Below are 18,020 nucleotides of genomic sequence, written 5' to 3'. Positions count from 1 at the left end.
AAAAAATTCCCACATGGCGAGTCTGGATTCTTTATATATGGGGACGAGAATCACTGATCCGAGATAGTAAGTTTTATATGGGGCCGCCTCATGACTTTAAACAGAGCGCAGGCAAAAGAAACTTGCCTGAGAAAATCAGACCAAGGTGGGATTGAAAGCTCTTTTGGCGTCGCCGTCGCACTTGACGGGGGAGAGAAAATCAGACCAAGGTGGGATTGAAAGAACACGCTTCACGTCGAAGAAACGAAAGAAGCAGCGAGAAAATCAGACCAAGGTGGGATTGAAAGGTTGTCAGCGTCAATTCGTAGTCGCCAAGCTCGTCGCGAGAAAATCAGACCAAGGTGGGATTGAAAGCTTTTTCACTTTCTTGAACGCCTGCTCGGCGTCGGGGAGAAAATCAGACCAAGGTGGGATTGAAAGTTCGTATTCATGACATTACCTCCTTTACAGGTAATGAGAGAAAATCAGACCAAGGTGGGATTGAAAGATCGCCAGCACTGGAAGAAATATTCCCGCCGATATAGCGAGAAAATCAGACCAAGGTGGGATTGAAAGTTTTCTCCCAATTCGCACCACCTCTTCGTTTCTTCAGAGAAAATCAGACCAAGGTGGGATTGAAAGCGAAACACCGAAAATAACAACGTGCAAATGCAAAAAGAGAAAATCAGACCAAGGTGGGATTGAAAGTCGTTAATGTCAAAAATACTCCTTCGTCGTGCCGCGAGAAAATCAGACCAAGGTGGGATTGAAAGATGTATAGCGTTTTCTCTCTCCTTCCGCTTCAACGCGAGAAAATCAGACCAAGGTGGGATTGAAAGGTTACCCTGTTTCCCTTGTTTCGCTTTAATGTTTCCCGAGAAAATCAGACCAAGGTGGGATTGAAAGAATGCTGCTGTTTGTTTGCGAGCGTGAGAAACCGTGAGAAAATCAGACCAAGGTGGGATTGAAAGCGAAATCAAATCGCCTATCTCCGTCCAGTTTATGTTCGAGAAAATCAGACCAAGGTGGGATTGAAAGATTTTCCATTTTTGCACGATATAGGCTTTAAGGTGAGAAAATCAGACCAAGGTGGGATTGAAAGAATAGGATGTAAGATGAACGCAAAAAGGTTAATAGACTATTGAGAAAATCAGACCAAGGTGGGATTGAAAGCCCTGATGGGGGCGCTGATGCTATCCACAATGAGAGAGAAAATCAGACCAAGGTGGGATTGAAAGTCCTGGCTCATCTATGAGCCCCGTAAGGGGAGGGAAGAGAAAATCAGACCAAGGTGGGATTGAAAGGTGAGTCATCTTGGGTGGCTTTATCTGAAGCACTCCCCGTGAGAAAATCAGACCAAGGTGGGATTGAAAGCTGCGGCGGTAATAGACGGCATCCCGACCTGCCCAGAGAAAATCAGACCAAGGTGGGATTGAAAGATGAGCGGTGCAATTGAGATTGAGAATCCTTTCATTGAGAGAAAATCAGACCAAGGTGGGATTGAAAGGTATGCAAAAATAGGAGGTAAAGAGCATTAGTTAAGGAGAAAATCAGACCAAGGTGGGATTGAAAGTTATCTTCGAGGCGGCTAAAAATTCTGGGAGGTGTGGAGAGAAAATCAGACCAAGGTGGGATTGAAAGTCGAGGCTATCAGGTAATAGCCCCGAATATCCTCATCGAGAAAATCAGACCAAGGTGGGATTGAAAGAAGATTGTTCCAGAAGCACTCATTTGCCCTGAATCTGAGAAAATCAGACCAAGGTGGGATTGAAAGCAAAGCGGAATATATCAGTCTTCGGCTCGCTGTCCTACGAGAAAATCAGACCAAGGTGGGATTGAAAGTCGCAGTATTGGGCGCTCTTCAGTGCCATCATCACGGAGAAAATCAGACCAAGGTGGGATTGAAAGTAGCAAACACATAACTTCTCCCGTTTTGCTCCCTTTTCAGGAGAAAATCAGACCAAGGTGGGATTGAAAGCAGCGTAGGCACTTGAACTTATCGCCCCTCTTTCTGTGAGAAAATCAGACCAAGGTGGGATTGAAAGTTCGTCACATCGGTCTTCTACGACTTCGATGGAGAGGGAGAAAATCAGACCAAGGTGGGATTGAAAGTGCACAGTTCAAAATCCTATGTATCAGCGTCTTTGTGAGAAAATCAGACCAAGGTGGGATTGAAAGCGCTTTTCGCAGTTCTTTGTATGCTTCTTGAATTCTGAGAAAATCAGACCAAGGTGGGATTGAAAGTTACCTACTGAAAAAAATTGCACCAGGCTTAAAATTTCGAGAGAAAATCAGACCAAGGTGGGATTGAAAGCGTAGAGGCTCATACGCATACCTGTGGTGCAACTTTGAGAAAATCAGACCAAGGTGGGATTGAAAGTTCCGCCCATGCATTACGCCTTCGAGTGTTGTAACCGAGAAAATCAGACCAAGGTGGGATTGAAAGTAGCCCGCTAAGTCCTCACGAGTCAATAACTTCATGAGAAAATCAGACCAAGGTGGGATTGAAAGGACCAGGGACGATGGTGGCTGTGTCATCCCGATGCTGGAGAGAAAATCAGACCAAGGTGGGATTGAAAGCATACTACGCATTCATACCTCTTACGCCCGCCTATGAGAAAATCAGACCAAGGTGGGATTGAAAGCTATTACGATGTAATCGTCAATCTTCGATATACTGCGAGAAAATCAGACCAAGGTGGGAGTGAAAGTGCCTCAAGAGGAGGGATGCGCTATGATGGGCGAGAGAAAATCAGACCAAGGTGGGATTGAAAGTCGGTTCTTTTTTATCACCGTCCATCCTGGGCGCAAAGAGAAAATCAGACCAAGGTGGGATTGAAAGATGCTTTCATATCACAGGCTGGGGCACCGATGTGAAGAGAAAATCAGACCAAGGTGGGATTGAAAGTCGCTAGAGATAGGAAACTGTAATTTGCAAGCTTGTAAGAGAAAATCAGACCAAGGTGGGATTGAAAGCCTCGCTCGTCCTCGAAGAAGCCTTTAGGATTGTCTGAGAAAATCAGACCAAGGTGGGATTGAAAGCAAGAACATCAAGGTAACCCTCGTGGTCAGGAGCGAGAGAAAATCAGACCAAGGTGGGATTGAAAGTTATCGACTCGCACTTATTGCACCGCAGAAAAATCGTGAGAAAATCAGACCAAGGTGGGATTGAAAGAGAAGACGGCTGAAGAACGTCGGCACCGAGAATACGAGAAAATCAGACCAAGGTGGGATTGAAAGAAAAGTCCACTAAATCAGCCACTTTCATTCTCACACGAGAAAATCAGACCAAGGTGGGATTGAAAGTTTTGTTGCCGCCCCCTTTGACTTGATAAGGGGCGGAGAAAATCAGACCAAGGTGGGATTGAAAGTTCGACGTAGTATTTTCTCTGCGTAAACTCCCAGCGAGAAAATCAGACCAAGGTGGGATTGAAAGTCGTGCACGTGCCACTTGCTTTGTGTGTCGTAGCCAGAGAAAATCAGACCAAGGTGGGATTGAAAGTATTTGAATCTCATTGACGAGCACCCCCGCCGCCTGAGAAAATCAGACCAAGGTGGGATTGAAAGTTGCTTGTATATTTTGTTGATGAAATTTTTGCTTTCGAGAAAATCAGACCAAGGTGGGATTGAAAGCGCTCTTATTTCGTCTATCGTCGCCCGCCGCTCGTAGAGAAAATCAGACCAAGGTGGGATTGAAAGTTACCTTCCTGACGTTTCCGCTCATCACCACCACCCTGAGAGAAAATCAGACCAAGGTGGGATTGAAAGTAAAAAATTCTGCCAAAAGCACTATTACGGCTTTATTCGCATTGCCACTCACCGGCGGGGCGGCTACATAAACTTTAAGCCGCCCTGCTTCTTTTAAAACTTTGTTTTCTTTCGCATTCGGGACTACTCTCACCACCAGCCTCATTTCCCGCGGAATTGTCTTTGCTTCCGCTCAATAAATTGTTTATACGCCCAAAGCGCCCAGAGCGCCCGTGCGGCTCTGTCGGGAGAGTCGTAAACGGGGACGCCGCTGTTCTGGAAAGCTTTTACGGAGTTGCCGCCACGCTCGCCACAAATCATGCAGCCGATGATCGGCTTCTTGTAGCGCTCACGCAGTCCGAGGAGCGCCTTTCCTATGTGGGATTCGAAACCGATGGTGATGGCTTTCAGCTTCTCACCCACACTCTTCAGCTCAGGCGGCAGATTCTCGCCGACGTCCACGCCTTCGAGGACGCCCACGCCGATGACGAGCAGCATGTCTATGTAATCCTCTCTCAGAAGTAATTCAGCGCACTTCGGCGGCACCCGCAGGTCGGCGAAGCCGTCGGTCATGTCCACGGGGTTGCGGTGCGACCAATACGGCGGGAGCATTTCGTTGAGCGTCTCGACGAGTTCCTTACTTATCTGCGGGACGTTCAAGCCGAGCCGCTCAAGCTCGTCGGCAGCCATGACGCCGCCTCCGCCTCCAAAGGTCAAAATCCCAACGTTCCCGCCTTTGGGCAGTGGCTGCGTCACGAGCGCAGCGGTGGCATCCACCAAGTCGTTGATGTTGCGCACCTGCAGCACACCCGCTTGTTTCAACGCCGCTTCATAAACACGCTCGTCGCCGGCGAGGGCGCCGACGTGGCTTGACGCTGCCTGCTTCCCAGCTTCTGACGTGCCTGCCTTGTAAAAGATAATTGGTTTCCTCTGAGAAATTTCGGCGGCGACCTCTACGAACTTCCTGCCGTCCTTTAACCCCTCAAAATAGCACGCAATCACTTTTGTGGAGGGGTCTTCGCCGTAGTATTCGAGGATTTCGTGTGGCTGGACGTCGGCGGTGTCGCCTAGATTTATGCATTTTGAAAAGCCGACGATTGGCGCATATTTCTTTGAGAGGTTAAGCATAGTGACGCCGGGCGTGCCTCCTTGTGTCACGACGCCGACGCTTCCCGGCGTTGGTCTCACAGGGGAGAGCATCGCCGCAAGCTTGGCTTCCGCCGAGAATAACCCGTTGCAGTTCGGACCGACGATTCTGAGCCCCAAACGCCTCGCAACCCTCACGAGCTCCTTCTGCTTCTTCTTGCCCACTTCGCCGGTCTCGCCGAAGCCCGAGGTTATGCAGATTACCGCCCGCACGCCGCATTCGCCGCATTCCTTCACAGTTTCAATCAAAACGTGCGACGGCACCGTTAGAACCGCCAAGTCCACTCTTTTCGGTATTAAGCTCACCTGGGGGTAATTCTCGACGCCGAAGATACGTTCGCCAGCAGCAACGCTCTTATTGCAGACGAAGACGTCGCCCTCGTAGCCGCCCGATTTTATGTTGATGAGGACGTTCGTGCTGATGGCGCCGACGCTCCTCGAAAAGCCGACGAGCGCCACGCCCTTCGGCTTGAAAAAGGCGTCAAGCTCCCCTTTTAAGCTACTTTTCATCTTAAACTACCTTTCAAAAGTCGAAAATATAAACTCCACGATTTTTTTTGCGCTCTCGGCGACGCCCAGCTTATCGCTCTCGACCACGACTTCCGGATTGAGCGGCTCCTCGTAGGGGACGCTGACCCCCGGCACTCTGGCACCCTGCCGGGCTTTTTCGTAAATGCGGGGCGGCGAGTGCTCCGCACGCCTTTTCCGCTCCCGCTGCATGCAGACCTCCAGCGGACACTTCACATGGACCTCTGCAAATCTGCTTATCAGCGCCCGGGCACGCTCTCTATATTTGCGGCGGTGCGCCGTCGCATCTATTATAACGGGCACACCACACTCACAGAGCAGCTTTGCCATGTATGCGAGCGCCGCATAGACAATATCACGTTCCTCGTCCGTGTAGGTAGGATTTGGCGTTACAACCTTCCTAATCTCGTCAAGCTCAAGAATCTTAACGTTTATTCCCTTCTCGGCAAGAAGTTCTTTAACCTCTCTGGAAATAGCGGTCTTGCCGCAGCCCGGAAGCCCAGTGACCCAGAGCGCCCAGCCCTCCTCCCTCTGCATTTTCTTAATTTTCTGCTGTTTATCTTCTGTTTACCCCATCTCAATGCCGAACGTGATTCTGACAAAAAAATGGAAAATAAAAAATTAGAACTCAGATTCAGATTCTTCACCGAGCTCAGGTCCCTTGCCACCGCCTTTCTCCTTTTCGAGCTTCGCAGCGGCGATGACGTCGTCGATTCTGAGAATCATGACTGCTGCTTCCGTCGCCGAGCTGAGCGCCTGCGTCTTCACTCGCAGTGGCTCGAGGACGCCTGCCTCCTTCATGTCCACGACTTTGCCCTCGAAGACATCGAGCCCAGCGTATTTCTCGCCACGCTCGTGCGCCGCCCTGAGCGCGACGACCATGTCTATCGGGTCGAGCCCGGCGTTCTCAGCCAGCGACCGCGGGATAATCTCGACGGCTCGTGCGAACGCCTCGATAGCGAGCTGCTCACGTCCGCCGACGGTCGCCGCATACTCACGGAGACGCAGCGCCACCTCGGTCTCGGGTGCCCCACCGCCAGCTACGTATTTGCGGTCTTCGAGAGCGGCGGCGGCGACCCTGATGGCGTCGTTCAGTCCTCGCTCAAGCTCGTCGACGACGTGCTCGGTGCCGCCTCGCAGGAGTATCGAAACTGCTCTCGGGTCCTTGCAGCCCTCGATGAAAATCATCTCCTCGCCTGCAACCTTACGCTCCTCGACAAGTTCTGCCTCGCCAAGGTCTGCGGCGCTCAGCTCCTCAATACTCGTTACGATCCTACCGCCAGTGGCACGGGCGAGCTTCTTCATGTCGCTCTCCTTCACCCTGCGAACCGCCAGAATCCCAGCTTTCGCCAAGTAGTGCTGCGCAAGGTCGTCAATCCCCTTCTGGCAGAACACAACATTGGCGCCCGCCTCCGCAATCTTGTCCACCATGTTCTTCAGCATCCGCTCCTCCTCGTCGAGGAACGCCTTCATCTGCTCAGGCGACGTAATTTCAATCTTCGCATCAATTTCCGTCTTCTCTATTTCAAGCGCTGAGTTTATGAGCGCAATCTTCGCATTCTCGATCCGCTTCGGCATCCCGGGGTGCACGCGCTCCTTGTCTATAATCATGCCCTTGACGAGCTGTGACTCGTCAGAGGCTGCGCCCATCTTCTTCACTATTTTTATGTGGTCGGTGTCTATTTTCTTCTCGCCCTCCTCGACTATCGTTTTCACTGCTTTTACAGCAAGCTCTGTGAGGACGTCCTTTGCGACCTCCGCCCCCTTCCCGGTCATTGCCGTCATCGCTATCTTCTTCAACGTCTCCTCGTCGTCCGGGGAGAGGTTAATCGAAATGTCGTCTAAGACCTGTGTCGCCTTTTCCAGCGCAAGCCTGTAACCGGCAGCAATCACCGTCGGGTGGACTTCCTGCTCCAGCAGCTCCTCAGCCTCCTTGAGAAGCTCACCCGCAATGACAACGGCGGTCGTCGTCCCATCGCCAACTTCATCGTCCTGCGTCTTCGCAATCTCGACCATCATCTTCGCCGCCGGATGCTCGATGTCCATCTCTTTGAGGATCGTAGCGCCGTCGTTCGTGATGACGACGTCGCCCATCGAGTCAACAAGCATCTTGTCCATGCCCTTCGGGCCGAGTGTCGTGCGGACCGCCGCTGCGATGGTCTTCGCCGCCAGTATATTACGGGACTGCGCCTCTCTACCTCTCGTCCGCTCGCTACCTTCTTTAAGTATGAGTATAGGAGTGCCACCGAGCTGTGCCATCTCGCATCACCACTCCTGGTTAAATTTGCAGTTCTATATAAACTTTTCTGTCAGGAGAGAGACCTCCACCGCCTCGCCACCCTCGACGATTTCCGTCTGTGCATCCACGAGCACGTAGCCGTCAGCGTTCGCAAGCGTCGTTATTGCGCCGGAACCCTTGAGGATTGGCGTCGCGACGAGATCCCCATTTTCCTCAACGAGCTTCACGAGCACGTATTCGTGCCTGCCTTTCTCCGAAAATATGCGTGCTGATAACCTCGCTATTACCCTTGCGGGCTTTCGTGGCGGCAGTCCGCTTGCCCTTCTTAAAAGAGGGGCGACGAAGAGGCTAAAAGTAATTATTGCCGACGTCGGATGCCCAGGCAGCCCGAACACCGGCTTGTTCTCAACGACGGCGAAAATGAACGGCTTCCCGGGCTTTATGTTCACGCCATAAACGAGAATCTCGCCGAGTTCATCCAGCACCTCGTATAAAATGTCAGAGGCGCCCGCAGACGTCCCGCCGGAGATAATAACAGCGTCGTGACTTCCGACGGCGTGCCTTAGTGTTTTGAGAAGGGCGTTCGGTTCGTCCCCAAGTATACCCAAGAATAAGGGGACACCGCCGCTCTCTGAGACCGCTGCGCTGAGCGTTTGCGAATTTACGTCGTAAATCTTCCCAGGTTTCAGCGGCTCTCCCGGCTCTAAAAGCTCGTTTCCCGTCGATATTACCGCAACTCTCGGCTTTTTAAATACCTGTATCTTGGAAATGCCGCACGCCGCAAGCACTCCCAAATCCCTCGGGCGGAGGAGCGTGCCACGCTTCAAAACAAGCTCGCCACGTTTTATATCAGAGCCGGCAGCCATCACGTTCTCGCCGGGCGCCACCGCCTTGTATATCTTGACCTCGTCGTTCTCAAGCTCTGTGAATTCCACCATGACGACAGCATCGGCGCCGCTAGGCATCGGCGCTCCCGTGGCGATTTCGACGCACTCGCCGCTCCGCACCTCAAGCTTCGGAAGTTCGCCGGCGTGCACGGCACCCACGACCTTAAGGGTTACAGGACGCTCCTCATCTGCGTAGAACGTATCTGAGGCACGCACCGCATACCCATCCATTGCAGCCCGGTCGAACGGCGGCACGTCCCGGTTTGCGCGCACGTCCGTCGCCAGCACCCTGCCGAGCGCCTCGCCGAGCGACACTTCCTTAATTGCCCGCATCCTCTCGGCAAACGGCCAAATTAGAGTTTCGACCTCCTCGCGATCCTTTACTTCCAAAAATCTTTTCATGGCTTGAGACGACCGAGTTGCGAACGGTGTTCGGTTAGGTGCTACGGTCCCACGCCCCGCTACTTCCGCAGAATATCAAGGAACTCTGCAGGGAACGGTATGATGACAGTCGAGGCTTTTTCTTCAGTCGCCTCTTTTAAGGTCTGCAGCATCCTGATGAACATTGCCCCCTTTGCCTCACTGAGCACTTTCGCAGCTTCTGCCAGTTTTTTTGACGCCTGAAGTTCTCCTTCCGCTGCTATGACTCTCGAACGCCGCTCACGCTCGGTTTCAGCTTGCGTCGCCATCGCTCTTCGCATTTCTGCGGGTAGCTCTACGTCCTTGATTTCCACTGCCGAGACTTTTATGCCCCAGGGGTCTGTCGCTTCGTCTATTATCCTCTGGAGCTGCATGTTCAGCTTGTCCCGCTCCGAAAGGAGCTCGTCGAGCTCTGACTGTCCGACGACGCTCCGCAGTGTCGTCAAAGCCATCTGGGCGGTGGCGTAGTCGTAATTTTCGACCTGTGTAATCGCTTTCTCGGGGTCAATAACTCGGTAGTAAACGACGGCGTTGACTTTCGTCGTGACATTGTCTTTTGTAATGACCTCCTGCGGCGGGATGTCGAAAACCTTTATCCGCAAGTCTATCTTCACCATGCTTTCAAACAGCGGAATTACCAGAAAGAGCCCAGGACCACGTGCACCGACAAGTCGACCGAGGCGGAAAATCACGCCACGCTCATACTCCCGCACGATCTTTATCGAGGCGGCGAGCAGTATCACGACAACGAGTAAGATGCCAACAAGCCAGCCTAGCATTTTATCACCCTCCTTTATTTTTGTCTTGGTCCTATATAATACTGCTGAGGGAAATAATACTGCTGAGGGAATTTCTAACGCCTGATGATGCGTTTCCCTTTCTCGCAGTCCCTGCGGTTCTGGCGGGGACCCTCACCGTTTGCTACATAGAAGGCATCAGTCTAACCAAAGCCCCCCCTTTTCTTTAAGTAAGGAATCAAGCCGCCCTCTGCGAATATTTCCATGAGGAAAGGCGGGAGCTTTTTGAATGCGAACTCCTCACCGCTCGTCAGGTTCTTAATCTCACCCCCCTCCATGTCTATTTCGAGCTCGTCGCCCTTTTTCACGTGCCCGGCGATGTCGCACTCCACGAGCGGCAGCCCTATGTTTATGGCGTTCCTGAAGAAGATGCGTGCAAAGGAAGTGGCAACTATGCAGCGCACGCCGCATGCCTTTAAAACGTGCGGCGCCTGCTCCCGTGAAGAGCCGCAGCCGAAATTGCGGGCAGCCACGAGTATCGGGCTCTTGAACTTTTTAATCTCGGCATAGAAACCCGGATATACGGACTCGAACGTGTGCACCGCCAGCTTATCTAAATCAAGCTCATCGTATTTGTATTTCCCTGATATTATCTCGTCAGTGTTCGTGTTCTCTGGGAATATATGAAAGACCCTCCCTTTTATCCTCGCGCTCTGCATGTTTTCTCCGCTCCCATCTGAAATTCAATAAACATAAGCTTCTCACACCAATCAATATTTATATTTTGACGATTTGACACTATTAATGAGGGCAGAAGAGGCATAGGAGGACAGGTAAGAAATGGCAATAGAATTGACGCCGGTCCAGAAGCAAATACTGCTTTCGCTTATTAGTTTGTATCGGCGAGAGGGACGTGCGATTCGTGGCGAGGAAATCGCAGGGCTCATCGGGCGCAATCCCGGCACCATACGGAACCAGATGCAGACGCTCAAGTCCCTTGGGCTCGTGGAGGGAGTCCCTGGTCCGAAAGGCGGCTACAGGGCGACCGGGAGAGCCTACGAGATTCTGGAGGTGAGCACTGAAAAAGAGGCACCGGTGCCTGTGTTGAAGAACGGGCAACTCGTGGAGGGCGTGACCGTCGAGGAGATAGAGTTCAAGATGATTCGGCATCCTGAGGTCTGCACCGCCCACATCAAAATCCTCGGAAGCGTAAGGGGTTTTGACATTGGTGACATCATAGAGGTTGGACCGACGCCTGTGAACAAAGTCTTGGTAAAAGGCGAGGTCATCGGCAGGGATGACACCGAAAACGTAGTAATATGTAATGTTATGAGTATAATATCGTTGCCAAAGAAAAAGATAATTGACTATGTTGATGGTAATCTGGTGAGAGTGCCAGCCACCGCCACCATCCAAGAGGCTTCTCGGATTCTGCTCAAGAACAACGTGGACAGGGCGGTCGTGACCTCAAAGGACGATGAAATAATTGGAATACTCACATTTAAGGACGTAGGCAAGGCGGTAGCTAGCGGGAAATTCAACGTCAAAGCCAAAACGCTTGCGAAAAAGAGGGTGGTGACCATCGAAAGCGACCGTTCTGTTTACGAAGCCGTCCAACTCGTGAACCGCTACGGGGTCGGTAGCCTCCTCGTGACGATAGACGGCAAGCCGATAGGGCTTGTGCCGAGAACGTCACTGCTCAGAGAGTATTCGGTGTATAAGTAAGGAGCATTTTGAGTAGGAATGCCTGCCGCAGCACAATCAAATTTGTCTAACTTTTGTAAACTAACTTTGCTTTGATTGCAATTCAGTGCCCCAGCGGGGCACCAGCTCGTTTTCCATCCCGAGAGCGTCTAAGACTTTCATGACGATGAAGTCTACGAGGTCTGAGGTGCTCTTCGGCTCGTGGTAAAAAGCCGGGCACGCCGGCAGGATTATAGCGCCGGCACGCCGCAATGCAAGCATGTTTTCGAGGTGAACTGTGCTTAGAGGTGTCTCTCTCGGCACGAGCACGAGCCGCCGTCCCTCCTTGAGGCAAACCTCCGCAACCCTCGTGATAAGCGTCGCTGAGATGCCAGCGGCGATGCAGCCGAGCGTCTTCATACTGCATGGCACGACCGCGGTGCCGTCGTATTTAGCAGTGCCGCTGCTAACCTCCGCCGTCAATTCAGCGTTTTCATAAACCCGTGACGCAAGCCCGTAAACGTCCTCGATCTTAAAACCTGTCTCCAAGGGTATCAGCTTTTTTGCAGTATTTGAAACTATAAGGATGGTCTCTGCCCGCTCTTTCAGCACCTCCAGCAGCCTGATCCCGTAAATCACGCCGCTTGCGCCCGTAATTGCCACTACTATCCTCATTTACCTTGCCTTCACAATTTAAAAATCAAAAAGTTGAAAATCAGAACATGTCGTTCATATCGACCCATTCAGGGAACCAGCGGTATTCTTCGACTTTTGCTGCCTTCAGTCCTTTGAATGTTGCTCTTGCGAGCTCTATTTTGCCTTTTCGCCGGTAAAGCGTCGCAAGTCTCTTGCTTTCGAGCGTCGTCAAGAGCTCGTCGAGTTTTTCGTCACCTATGCCGAGTTCTTCCTTAAGGTCGTTACGGTGCATGTAAAGTCCGGGGTTCACCTTGTAGTTCTCGGCGAGCGTCCTCAGCACGTCGTCCTCGGCGACGCTACGCTCCTCTGCAGCCTCGCTACTTACGGTGCCATAGTAGCCGACGGTAACTGGCACTTTCAGCTCCTCGTGGACTTTACGACGGGGCGGGCGTAGCGCCTCCGCCCACGCTCTCAGCCCAAACCTGAAGATCACGAGCTTCATGATGTCCGTTGTCGTCGGGGCAAGCTGCCCTATTTTCCCGTTGCGGACGAAGGCTTCAACTGGGTAGAAACGGGTGACGCCGTCGCCGCCCATGCATTGTGTCGCGTCCTCGAAGACTTTAAACGCAAGGTCGGCGTTGAAGCAGCGGGCAGCCGCCACCTCGATTATTGGCTCCTTGCCGAGGTCGAAGAGGTAGGCGGCGTGATACGTCATGAGGCGGGCGGCATGATACCGCATGAACATGTCCGCCACTTTGAATTGATTCGTCGGGAGGGCGAGCGTCGGCTGCCCGAACTGAATACGGCGGCTCATGTGGAAAACTGCGTAGCGCAGCGCCTCCCGCATACAGCCGAGAGGGACAGCAGACGCCAAAAGCCGCTCGTAGTTTGCCATGGTCATGAGGGCGCGCCAGCCCTCGCCCTCACCGCCGAGCATGCGGTCTGCGGGCACTCGCACGCCGTCGAGGTCGAGGTAAGCATTGTAAATGTTGTCGAAGCCCATGAGCTCGTTGACTCGCTCGACGTGGAAGTTCTCCGCCTCTCGCTCGACGACGAATATGCTGAGATGGTTGTGCCGCCGCACTGCTTCGGGCTCGTCGCTCGTCCTCGCAAGAACGAAATAAACGTCGGAGACGCCGACGCCGCTTATGAAACGCTTTTTGCCCTCCAAGATATATTCGTCGCCCTCTTTGCGGGCGACAGTCTCAATGGCAGCGGCGTCGTTCCCGACGTAAGGTTCGGTTACTACCAACGCTCCGATGAGGTCGCCACGTGCCATTTTCGGCAAAAGTTCCTCCTTTAAGGCGTCGCTGCCATGCTTCAGCAGCATATATTCGTCACACAGGTGCACGACGCAATGCATGCCTGCCAAACTCACTCTCGAAAGCTCTTCTAAGACTATGCAAGAGCCGGTGAATCCTGTTTCTGGGGAGCCGCCGTATTCCTCCGGAATTATCGTGCCGAGCCAGCCTCGCTTCCCAGCTTCCTTTATTAGTTCTACAGGGTATTTGCGCCGCCACACCAACTCTTGCGCATGTAGCGTGAGTTCGTCTGCAAAACGCTCAGCTTCATCCGCTAACGCCCTCTGAGCGTCGTTCCACCACGGTAGCTTCTCCATCAAGCATCCCCTATTTAGCAGTGCTGGCGCCGTGTCGGAATTAAGCACGTCCGGCGCCGCCAAATGGCATATCCTATTTTCTCCTATATTTGTAAAATATGTTGCAACTCCCCTCTCTCGAGACCATACAGGGTCCGACAGGGCTCTCAGGAGTGCACCGCTTTGCAAACAACGGGCACTCTTCAGGGTATATCAAACCTCGCAGAATCTCGCCGCAGCGGCAGCCCGTAGGCTCTTTAAACTCTGCTTTGCGCTCCAACAGCTCCTTAAGTTCGTCCTCAAAAGCTTTCGAGGCGTCATGCTCCTCAAAACTACGGCGTAGCGAGAGCCCGCTCTCTGGAATTTCAGGGAGCCCCCGCCATTTTGTATCCACGACGCTGAACACCTCCCGCATCATATTTTGCGCCTTGACGTTGCCATCCGCCCTAACAACCCTTGAATATTCGTTTTCGACCTCGCACCGCCCCTCTTTTATCTGCCGTGCGAGCATGTAAATGCCCATCATCATGTCTAAAGGCTCGAAGCCCGCCACCACCTGCGGCACTCTGTATTTTGCGGAAATGCGCTCGTAGGGTGTAGTTCCAATGATCGTGGAAACGTGCCCCGGGTTTATGAAGCCGTCGATGCGCAGCTCGCCGAGCCTTAGCAGAGCTTCCATTGCAGGCGGTATCAGGCGGTGCGCAGAGAGCACGTAGAAGTTTGGCGGCGTCTCGCTTAAAAGGGCGGCGGCAGTCGTCGGCGCCGTCGTTTCAAAACCAACAGCGAAGAACACGACGTCCCGCTGCGGCTCCCGCTTCGCAACCTTTACAGCCTCCTCGACGCTGTAAACGATGCGGACATCGCAGCCTTCCGCACGAGCGTCCAAAAGCGAGCCACCCACCGACGGAACCGGCGCCATGTCGCCGAACGTCACCACGGTCTTTCCACAGCGAGCTAACGTCGTCGCCTGCGCTATCTCAAAAGGCGTGGTCACGCAGACCGGGCAGCCGGGACCCTGCCGCACCTCCACGCCCACGCTGCTGAAAAGTTCGTCAAGCCCGAAACGCACAAGAGTGTCTTGGTGCGTCCCGCAAACGTGCATAACTCTTATGTCCAAGTTCATCTCCTTAAGCCGTTCCACAATTTTCTTCGCAACGCCCGAATCCCTAAACCTGAACAACATCTCCCGATCACGGAGCTGCTGCGGCTATGTCAAGAAAGCAATGCATTCTTGAATTCCGCCAACCCTTCGCCGCTTTTTGCGTTTGTGAGGAAGATCTTGCCGTTCGGCGAGATTTTGCGGAAGTCCTTGACAACGGTTTGCGGCTCGACGCCGACGAATTCCGCTAGGTCTATTTTGTTAAGCACGACGATGTCCGCAAGCTGGAAGATGAGGGGATGTTTGCGCACGATGTCGTCGCCCTCCGTTACTGAAATCACAACGACTCTTTTCTCGGCGCCCAGCGGGAAGTCCGCAGGACAAACTAGATTCCCAACGTTTTCTATGAAGAGTACATCTATTTCGCTCAAGTTGAAATTTTCAAGGGCGTGGAGCACGAGATGAGAGTCAAGGTGGCACTGCTTCCCGGTGTTTATGTTCTTTGCGGGAATGCCGTGCTGCACGAGACGCTGGTAGTCACAGTCACCTGCCACGTCGCCGGTGATTGCGGCGCAGCGCACACCCTCCGCCTTCAGCATGTCCACAAGCTGCTCGATGATAGTGGTCTTCCCAGAGCCCACGCTACCCATGATGTCGAACGCTCGGACGCCGCTACGTCTTAACAGCTCACGAACCTCAGCCGCCAGCTCCTCGTTCCTTCTTAAAATGTCCTTTTCCAGCGATATTACTCCAGAGCCGCCGTGCATCTTCTTACCCCCGCTTCAGTTCCCCCGCACAGGGCAACAATCCTATCTGGCTCACGAGGCGTGGAGGAAAAGCGGGCCGGGAGGGATTTGAACCCCCGACCAACAGGTTAAGAGCCTGCCGCTCTTCCGGGCTAAGCTACCGGCCCTCAAGGAACTTAAGAGCTTTGCTATTATTGATAGTGGCACTCGAAGTATTTAAATCTTCGTTCCTCCAGCAGCCCTGAGTTCCCTCTACTTCCCTGTCATCCCGCCAAATCCTCCACAGATAGAAATAAAAATGGGTTAAAGCTCGCATCCAACTCGCCAGCCCTCGTGGATCGCCTCGAGGATTTTACGAGGCTCGACGCAGTCGCCGACTTCCACAAACTTCACTTTGTCGTGGAGCGAGCGCTGAGGCTCTTCGTTGCGTCGCATTCCCACAGCAAGGACGACCGTCGCCGCCTCTATCTCTCGCTGTTCCCTGCCACCGTTGGCTTCGACGACGACGCCCCGGTCCGTCACGCTTTTGAGTTTCGCAGACGTCACGATCTGGATGTTCGGCGTCTCTCTGAGTCTCTTCACCACGGTCCATCTCGTTGTCGGTCCGATGTCTTCGGCGATTCTTTTCTTCATCTCCACAATCGTAACTTTTTTGCCCCGAGCCGCGAGGAACTCGGCAGTCTCACAACCGACCATCCCACCACCGACGACCACGACGCTCTCGCCAACTTTCTCGTCCGGAACTCTCCCTGCAAGGAGGTCCACAGCGGTGAAGACGCTCTCGCCAAGGCGTTCTGCGACGCCGTCCGCCTCCGGGATTGCTGGTGAGGCGCCGACTGCAACCACAAGTTCGTCGTAACCATCCCCCCGCATCAGCTTCAAAATCTCCTCTGCGGTCGCCTTCCGCCCGGTTTCTACGGCGATGCCCAGCTTTTTCATTTGTGTAGTCAAATACTGAATAATGTTGTTTATCTCAGACTTGTAAGGAGGGACTGCCGCCAAAAGCAGGTTGCCGCCGAGCCTCTCGTCCTCCTCCAAGATTTTAACGTCATGCCCCCGCAACCTTAAAACACGGGCAGCCTCCATGCCTGCGGGTCCGCCGCCGACTATTAACACTTTTTTCGTCTTCTCCACTCTCTTCAACTTCTCAGCAAGCTCGAACTCCCGCCCGACTTCGGCGTTCAGCGAGCACGTAATCGTGGCTTCCGAACGAGGGTCCGCAAGAGCGAGCATGACGTTGTCGAAGCAGCGGCAGCAGCCTATACACATCCTTATCTCGTCAAAACGCCCCTCCCTCGCCTTGTTCGGGAAATACGGGTCTGCAAGGAAAGCTCTTCCCATCGCAACGAGGTCCGCCCGCCCCTCCTTGATGATGTTGGCGGCGAGCTTCACGTCGTTGATGCGACCCACTGTGGTCACGGGAATGCTCACAGCTTCTTTCATCGCCTCTGCAAGATGCACGAACGCTCCACGCTCCACCGACATCGGCAGCATCGGAATCGGTGACTCGTGCCAGCCCGCCCATGCGTGAATTATCGAAGCCCCAGCTTCCTCTGCCCTTTTCGCAATTATCTTCGAGTCCTCAACGGAATTACCTCCCGGCAGGTATTCATTGACGCTGAACTTGAAGGAAATCGGGAACTTGTTGCCGACCTTCTCTCTCATTCGCTGGATGATTTCCACGACGAACGTCGCACGGGCAGCAGCGTCGCCGCCGAAACGATCCGTGCGCTTGTTCGTGAGCGATGAGAGGAACTGGCTGATGAGGTAGCCAGTGCTGCCCATGAGTTCGACAGCGTCGAAGCCTGCACGCTTCGCACGAAGGGCGGCGTCTGCAAATTTATTGATGATAGCCTCTACTTCTTCGGTTGTCAGCTCACGAGGAGTTTCCTTCGTGTATCTTGAGGGTATGGGTGAGGGGGCAACAGGCTGTGTCCCCGTGATGTAAGAGCGGGAATAACGACCGCCGTGCGCAAGTTGCAGCGACGCAACAGCGCCCTCCGCCTTTATGGCTTCCGCTAGTCTCTGCAACCCCGGAATGAATTTGTCGTCGTCCACGAGGAGGTCATGCGGTCCGAGCCTCCCAACAGGCGAGTCTACGCAGGAAGCCTCGACGGTAATCATCCCGGCGCCGCCCTTCGCCCGTTCGGTATAATACGCAATCATGCGCTCAGTGACGAAGCCGTCTCTCGTGGCAAAGCCCGTCCCCATCGGCGCCATCACAATCCTGTTCCGCAGCTCTGCATCTCCAATCTTTATCGGCTCAAAAAGAGCCGCTACTTCATCCGGAACCAAGAGAGCACCTCCTTTCACCCAGAGATTAATCTAGGTTATCTTTCACAATCATTAAGAAAACTTGTGGTGTTGAGGGGCAGACGCTTTGGAGCTGGCAATTTCGTCCATTTCGGGGGCGCAATAATCGTAGCCGTCGCAGTTCCCTTACCATGCCTCTCGCAGAAAGCCTCGTAGGGCGGGATGCGGCGGGTATGGAGAGCGGTGGTGATGAGACTTAACTCATCTCTCCATACCCATATCCATTGTATATAACAAAAATATAGATATAGTTGGCGGTGATG

12 protein-coding genes, 1 tRNA gene, 1 pseudogene and 1 CRISPR repeat array are annotated in these 18,020 nt (G+C 53.3%); of the genes and pseudogenes, 1 reads left to right on the top strand and 13 read right to left on the bottom strand.

What is annotated here, in order from left to right; all coding sequences use genetic code 11:
• Nucleotides 1-128: 128 nt before the first annotated feature.
• Nucleotides 129-3,747: direct repeats of the CRISPR family, unit length 30 nt; unit sequence GAGAAAATCAGACCAAGGTGGGATTGAAAG.
• Nucleotides 3,748-3,802: 55 nt separating this feature from the next.
• From ACXJJA_RS04470 to ACXJJA_RS04440, 7 genes and pseudogenes are all read right to left on the bottom strand, one after another.
• Nucleotides 3,803-3,892, bottom strand: a pseudogene (locus ACXJJA_RS04470) (hypothetical protein); the annotation flags it as partial.
• Nucleotides 3,889-5,382 (bottom strand): acetate--CoA ligase family protein, encoded by a 1,494-nt coding sequence (locus ACXJJA_RS04465; protein ID WP_456487025.1) that lies wholly within the window; start codon nucleotides 5,380-5,382, stop codon nucleotides 3,889-3,891. The pseudogene ACXJJA_RS04470 and the gene ACXJJA_RS04465, both read right to left, overlap by 4 nt.
• A 6-nt stretch (nucleotides 5,383-5,388) precedes the next feature.
• A complete protein-coding gene (locus tag ACXJJA_RS04460; RefSeq protein WP_456487024.1) occupies nucleotides 5,389-5,937 on the bottom strand; it encodes an adenylyl-sulfate kinase in 549 nt (182 codons plus the stop codon).
• 84 nt (nucleotides 5,938-6,021) lie between these two features.
• On the bottom strand, nucleotides 6,022-7,659 hold the full coding sequence (gene thsB / locus ACXJJA_RS04455; protein WP_456487023.1) for a thermosome subunit beta: 1,638 nt from the start codon (nucleotides 7,657-7,659) through the stop codon (nucleotides 6,022-6,024).
• A gap of 33 nt (nucleotides 7,660-7,692) precedes the next feature.
• Nucleotides 7,693-8,928 carry a molybdopterin biosynthesis protein gene (locus tag ACXJJA_RS04450; RefSeq protein ID WP_456487022.1) on the bottom strand — a complete coding sequence of 412 codons (1,236 nt, stop codon included), beginning with the start codon at nucleotides 8,926-8,928 and terminating at the stop codon, nucleotides 7,693-7,695.
• 59 nt (nucleotides 8,929-8,987) lie between these two features.
• The gene (locus tag ACXJJA_RS04445; protein ID WP_456487021.1) at nucleotides 8,988-9,725 is read right to left on the bottom strand and encodes a slipin family protein; all 738 of its coding nucleotides are present in this window, start codon (nucleotides 9,723-9,725) and stop codon (nucleotides 8,988-8,990) included.
• 161 nt (nucleotides 9,726-9,886) lie between these two features.
• Nucleotides 9,887-10,402 (bottom strand): LeuD/DmdB family oxidoreductase small subunit, encoded by a 516-nt coding sequence (locus ACXJJA_RS04440; RefSeq protein WP_456487020.1) that lies wholly within the window; start codon nucleotides 10,400-10,402, stop codon nucleotides 9,887-9,889.
• A 121-nt stretch (nucleotides 10,403-10,523) separates the two neighbouring features.
• On the opposite strand from ACXJJA_RS04440, the gene ACXJJA_RS04435 reads away from it, so the two are divergent.
• Nucleotides 10,524-11,408 carry a CBS domain-containing protein gene (locus tag ACXJJA_RS04435; protein ID WP_456487019.1) on the top strand — a complete coding sequence of 295 codons (885 nt, stop codon included), beginning with the start codon at nucleotides 10,524-10,526 and terminating at the stop codon, nucleotides 11,406-11,408.
• A gap of 60 nt (nucleotides 11,409-11,468) precedes the next feature.
• Here the strand turns inward: ACXJJA_RS04435 and ACXJJA_RS04430 are convergent, their stop codons facing one another.
• The 6 genes from ACXJJA_RS04430 to ACXJJA_RS04405 form a co-directional block, all read right to left on the bottom strand.
• Entirely contained in the window at nucleotides 11,469-12,041 is a 573-nt protein-coding gene (locus ACXJJA_RS04430) for a UbiX family flavin prenyltransferase (protein ID WP_456487018.1), read from the bottom strand.
• A 40-nt stretch (nucleotides 12,042-12,081) separates the two neighbouring features.
• Nucleotides 12,082-13,620: an acyl-CoA dehydrogenase family protein gene (locus ACXJJA_RS04425; RefSeq protein ID WP_456487017.1), complete on the bottom strand. Its 1,539-nt coding sequence runs from the start codon at nucleotides 13,618-13,620 to the stop codon at nucleotides 12,082-12,084.
• 73 nt (nucleotides 13,621-13,693) lie between these two features.
• Nucleotides 13,694-14,782: a hydrogenase formation protein HypD gene (gene hypD / locus ACXJJA_RS04420; RefSeq protein WP_456487016.1), complete on the bottom strand. Its 1,089-nt coding sequence runs from the start codon at nucleotides 14,780-14,782 to the stop codon at nucleotides 13,694-13,696.
• Nucleotides 14,783-14,811: 29 nt separating this feature from the next.
• A complete protein-coding gene (gene hypB / locus ACXJJA_RS04415; protein ID WP_456487015.1) occupies nucleotides 14,812-15,465 on the bottom strand; it encodes a hydrogenase nickel incorporation protein HypB in 654 nt (217 codons plus the stop codon).
• Nucleotides 15,466-15,537: 72 nt separating this feature from the next.
• Nucleotides 15,538-15,611 (bottom strand) — tRNA-Lys (locus ACXJJA_RS04410).
• A 136-nt stretch (nucleotides 15,612-15,747) separates the two neighbouring features.
• A complete protein-coding gene (locus ACXJJA_RS04405; protein ID WP_456487014.1) occupies nucleotides 15,748-17,739 on the bottom strand; it encodes an FAD-dependent oxidoreductase in 1,992 nt (663 codons plus the stop codon).
• Between the last annotated feature and the right edge of the window lie 281 nt (nucleotides 17,740-18,020).

Source organism: Candidatus Alkanophaga liquidiphilum (assembly GCF_053996935.1).
The sequence above is the reverse complement of the archived record's forward strand: the minus strand, read 5'-3'. Positions and strand labels throughout refer to the sequence as shown.

Bases quoted from the DNA above. Each gene is read 5' to 3' on its own strand.
- ACXJJA_RS04465 (WP_456487025.1), bottom strand. From the start codon at position 5,382: ATGAAAAGTAGCTTAAAAGGGGAGCTTGACGCCTTTTTCAAGCCGAAG.
- ACXJJA_RS04460 (WP_456487024.1), bottom strand. From the start codon at position 5,937: ATGCAGAGGGAGGAGGGCTGGGCGCTCTGGGTCACTGGGCTTCCGGGC.
- thsB (WP_456487023.1), bottom strand. From the start codon at position 7,659: ATGGCACAGCTCGGTGGCACTCCTATACTCATACTTAAAGAAGGTAGC.
- ACXJJA_RS04450 (WP_456487022.1), bottom strand. From the start codon at position 8,928: ATGAAAAGATTTTTGGAAGTAAAGGATCGCGAGGAGGTCGAAACTCTA.
- ACXJJA_RS04445 (WP_456487021.1), bottom strand. From the start codon at position 9,725: ATGCTAGGCTGGCTTGTTGGCATCTTACTCGTTGTCGTGATACTGCTC.
- ACXJJA_RS04440 (WP_456487020.1), bottom strand. From the start codon at position 10,402: ATGCAGAGCGCGAGGATAAAAGGGAGGGTCTTTCATATATTCCCAGAG.
- ACXJJA_RS04435 (WP_456487019.1), top strand. From the start codon at position 10,524: ATGGCAATAGAATTGACGCCGGTCCAGAAGCAAATACTGCTTTCGCTT.
- ACXJJA_RS04430 (WP_456487018.1), bottom strand. From the start codon at position 12,041: ATGAGGATAGTAGTGGCAATTACGGGCGCAAGCGGCGTGATTTACGGG.
- ACXJJA_RS04425 (WP_456487017.1), bottom strand. From the start codon at position 13,620: ATGGAGAAGCTACCGTGGTGGAACGACGCTCAGAGGGCGTTAGCGGAT.
- hypD (WP_456487016.1), bottom strand. From the start codon at position 14,782: ATGTTGTTCAGGTTTAGGGATTCGGGCGTTGCGAAGAAAATTGTGGAA.
- hypB (WP_456487015.1), bottom strand. From the start codon at position 15,465: ATGCACGGCGGCTCTGGAGTAATATCGCTGGAAAAGGACATTTTAAGA.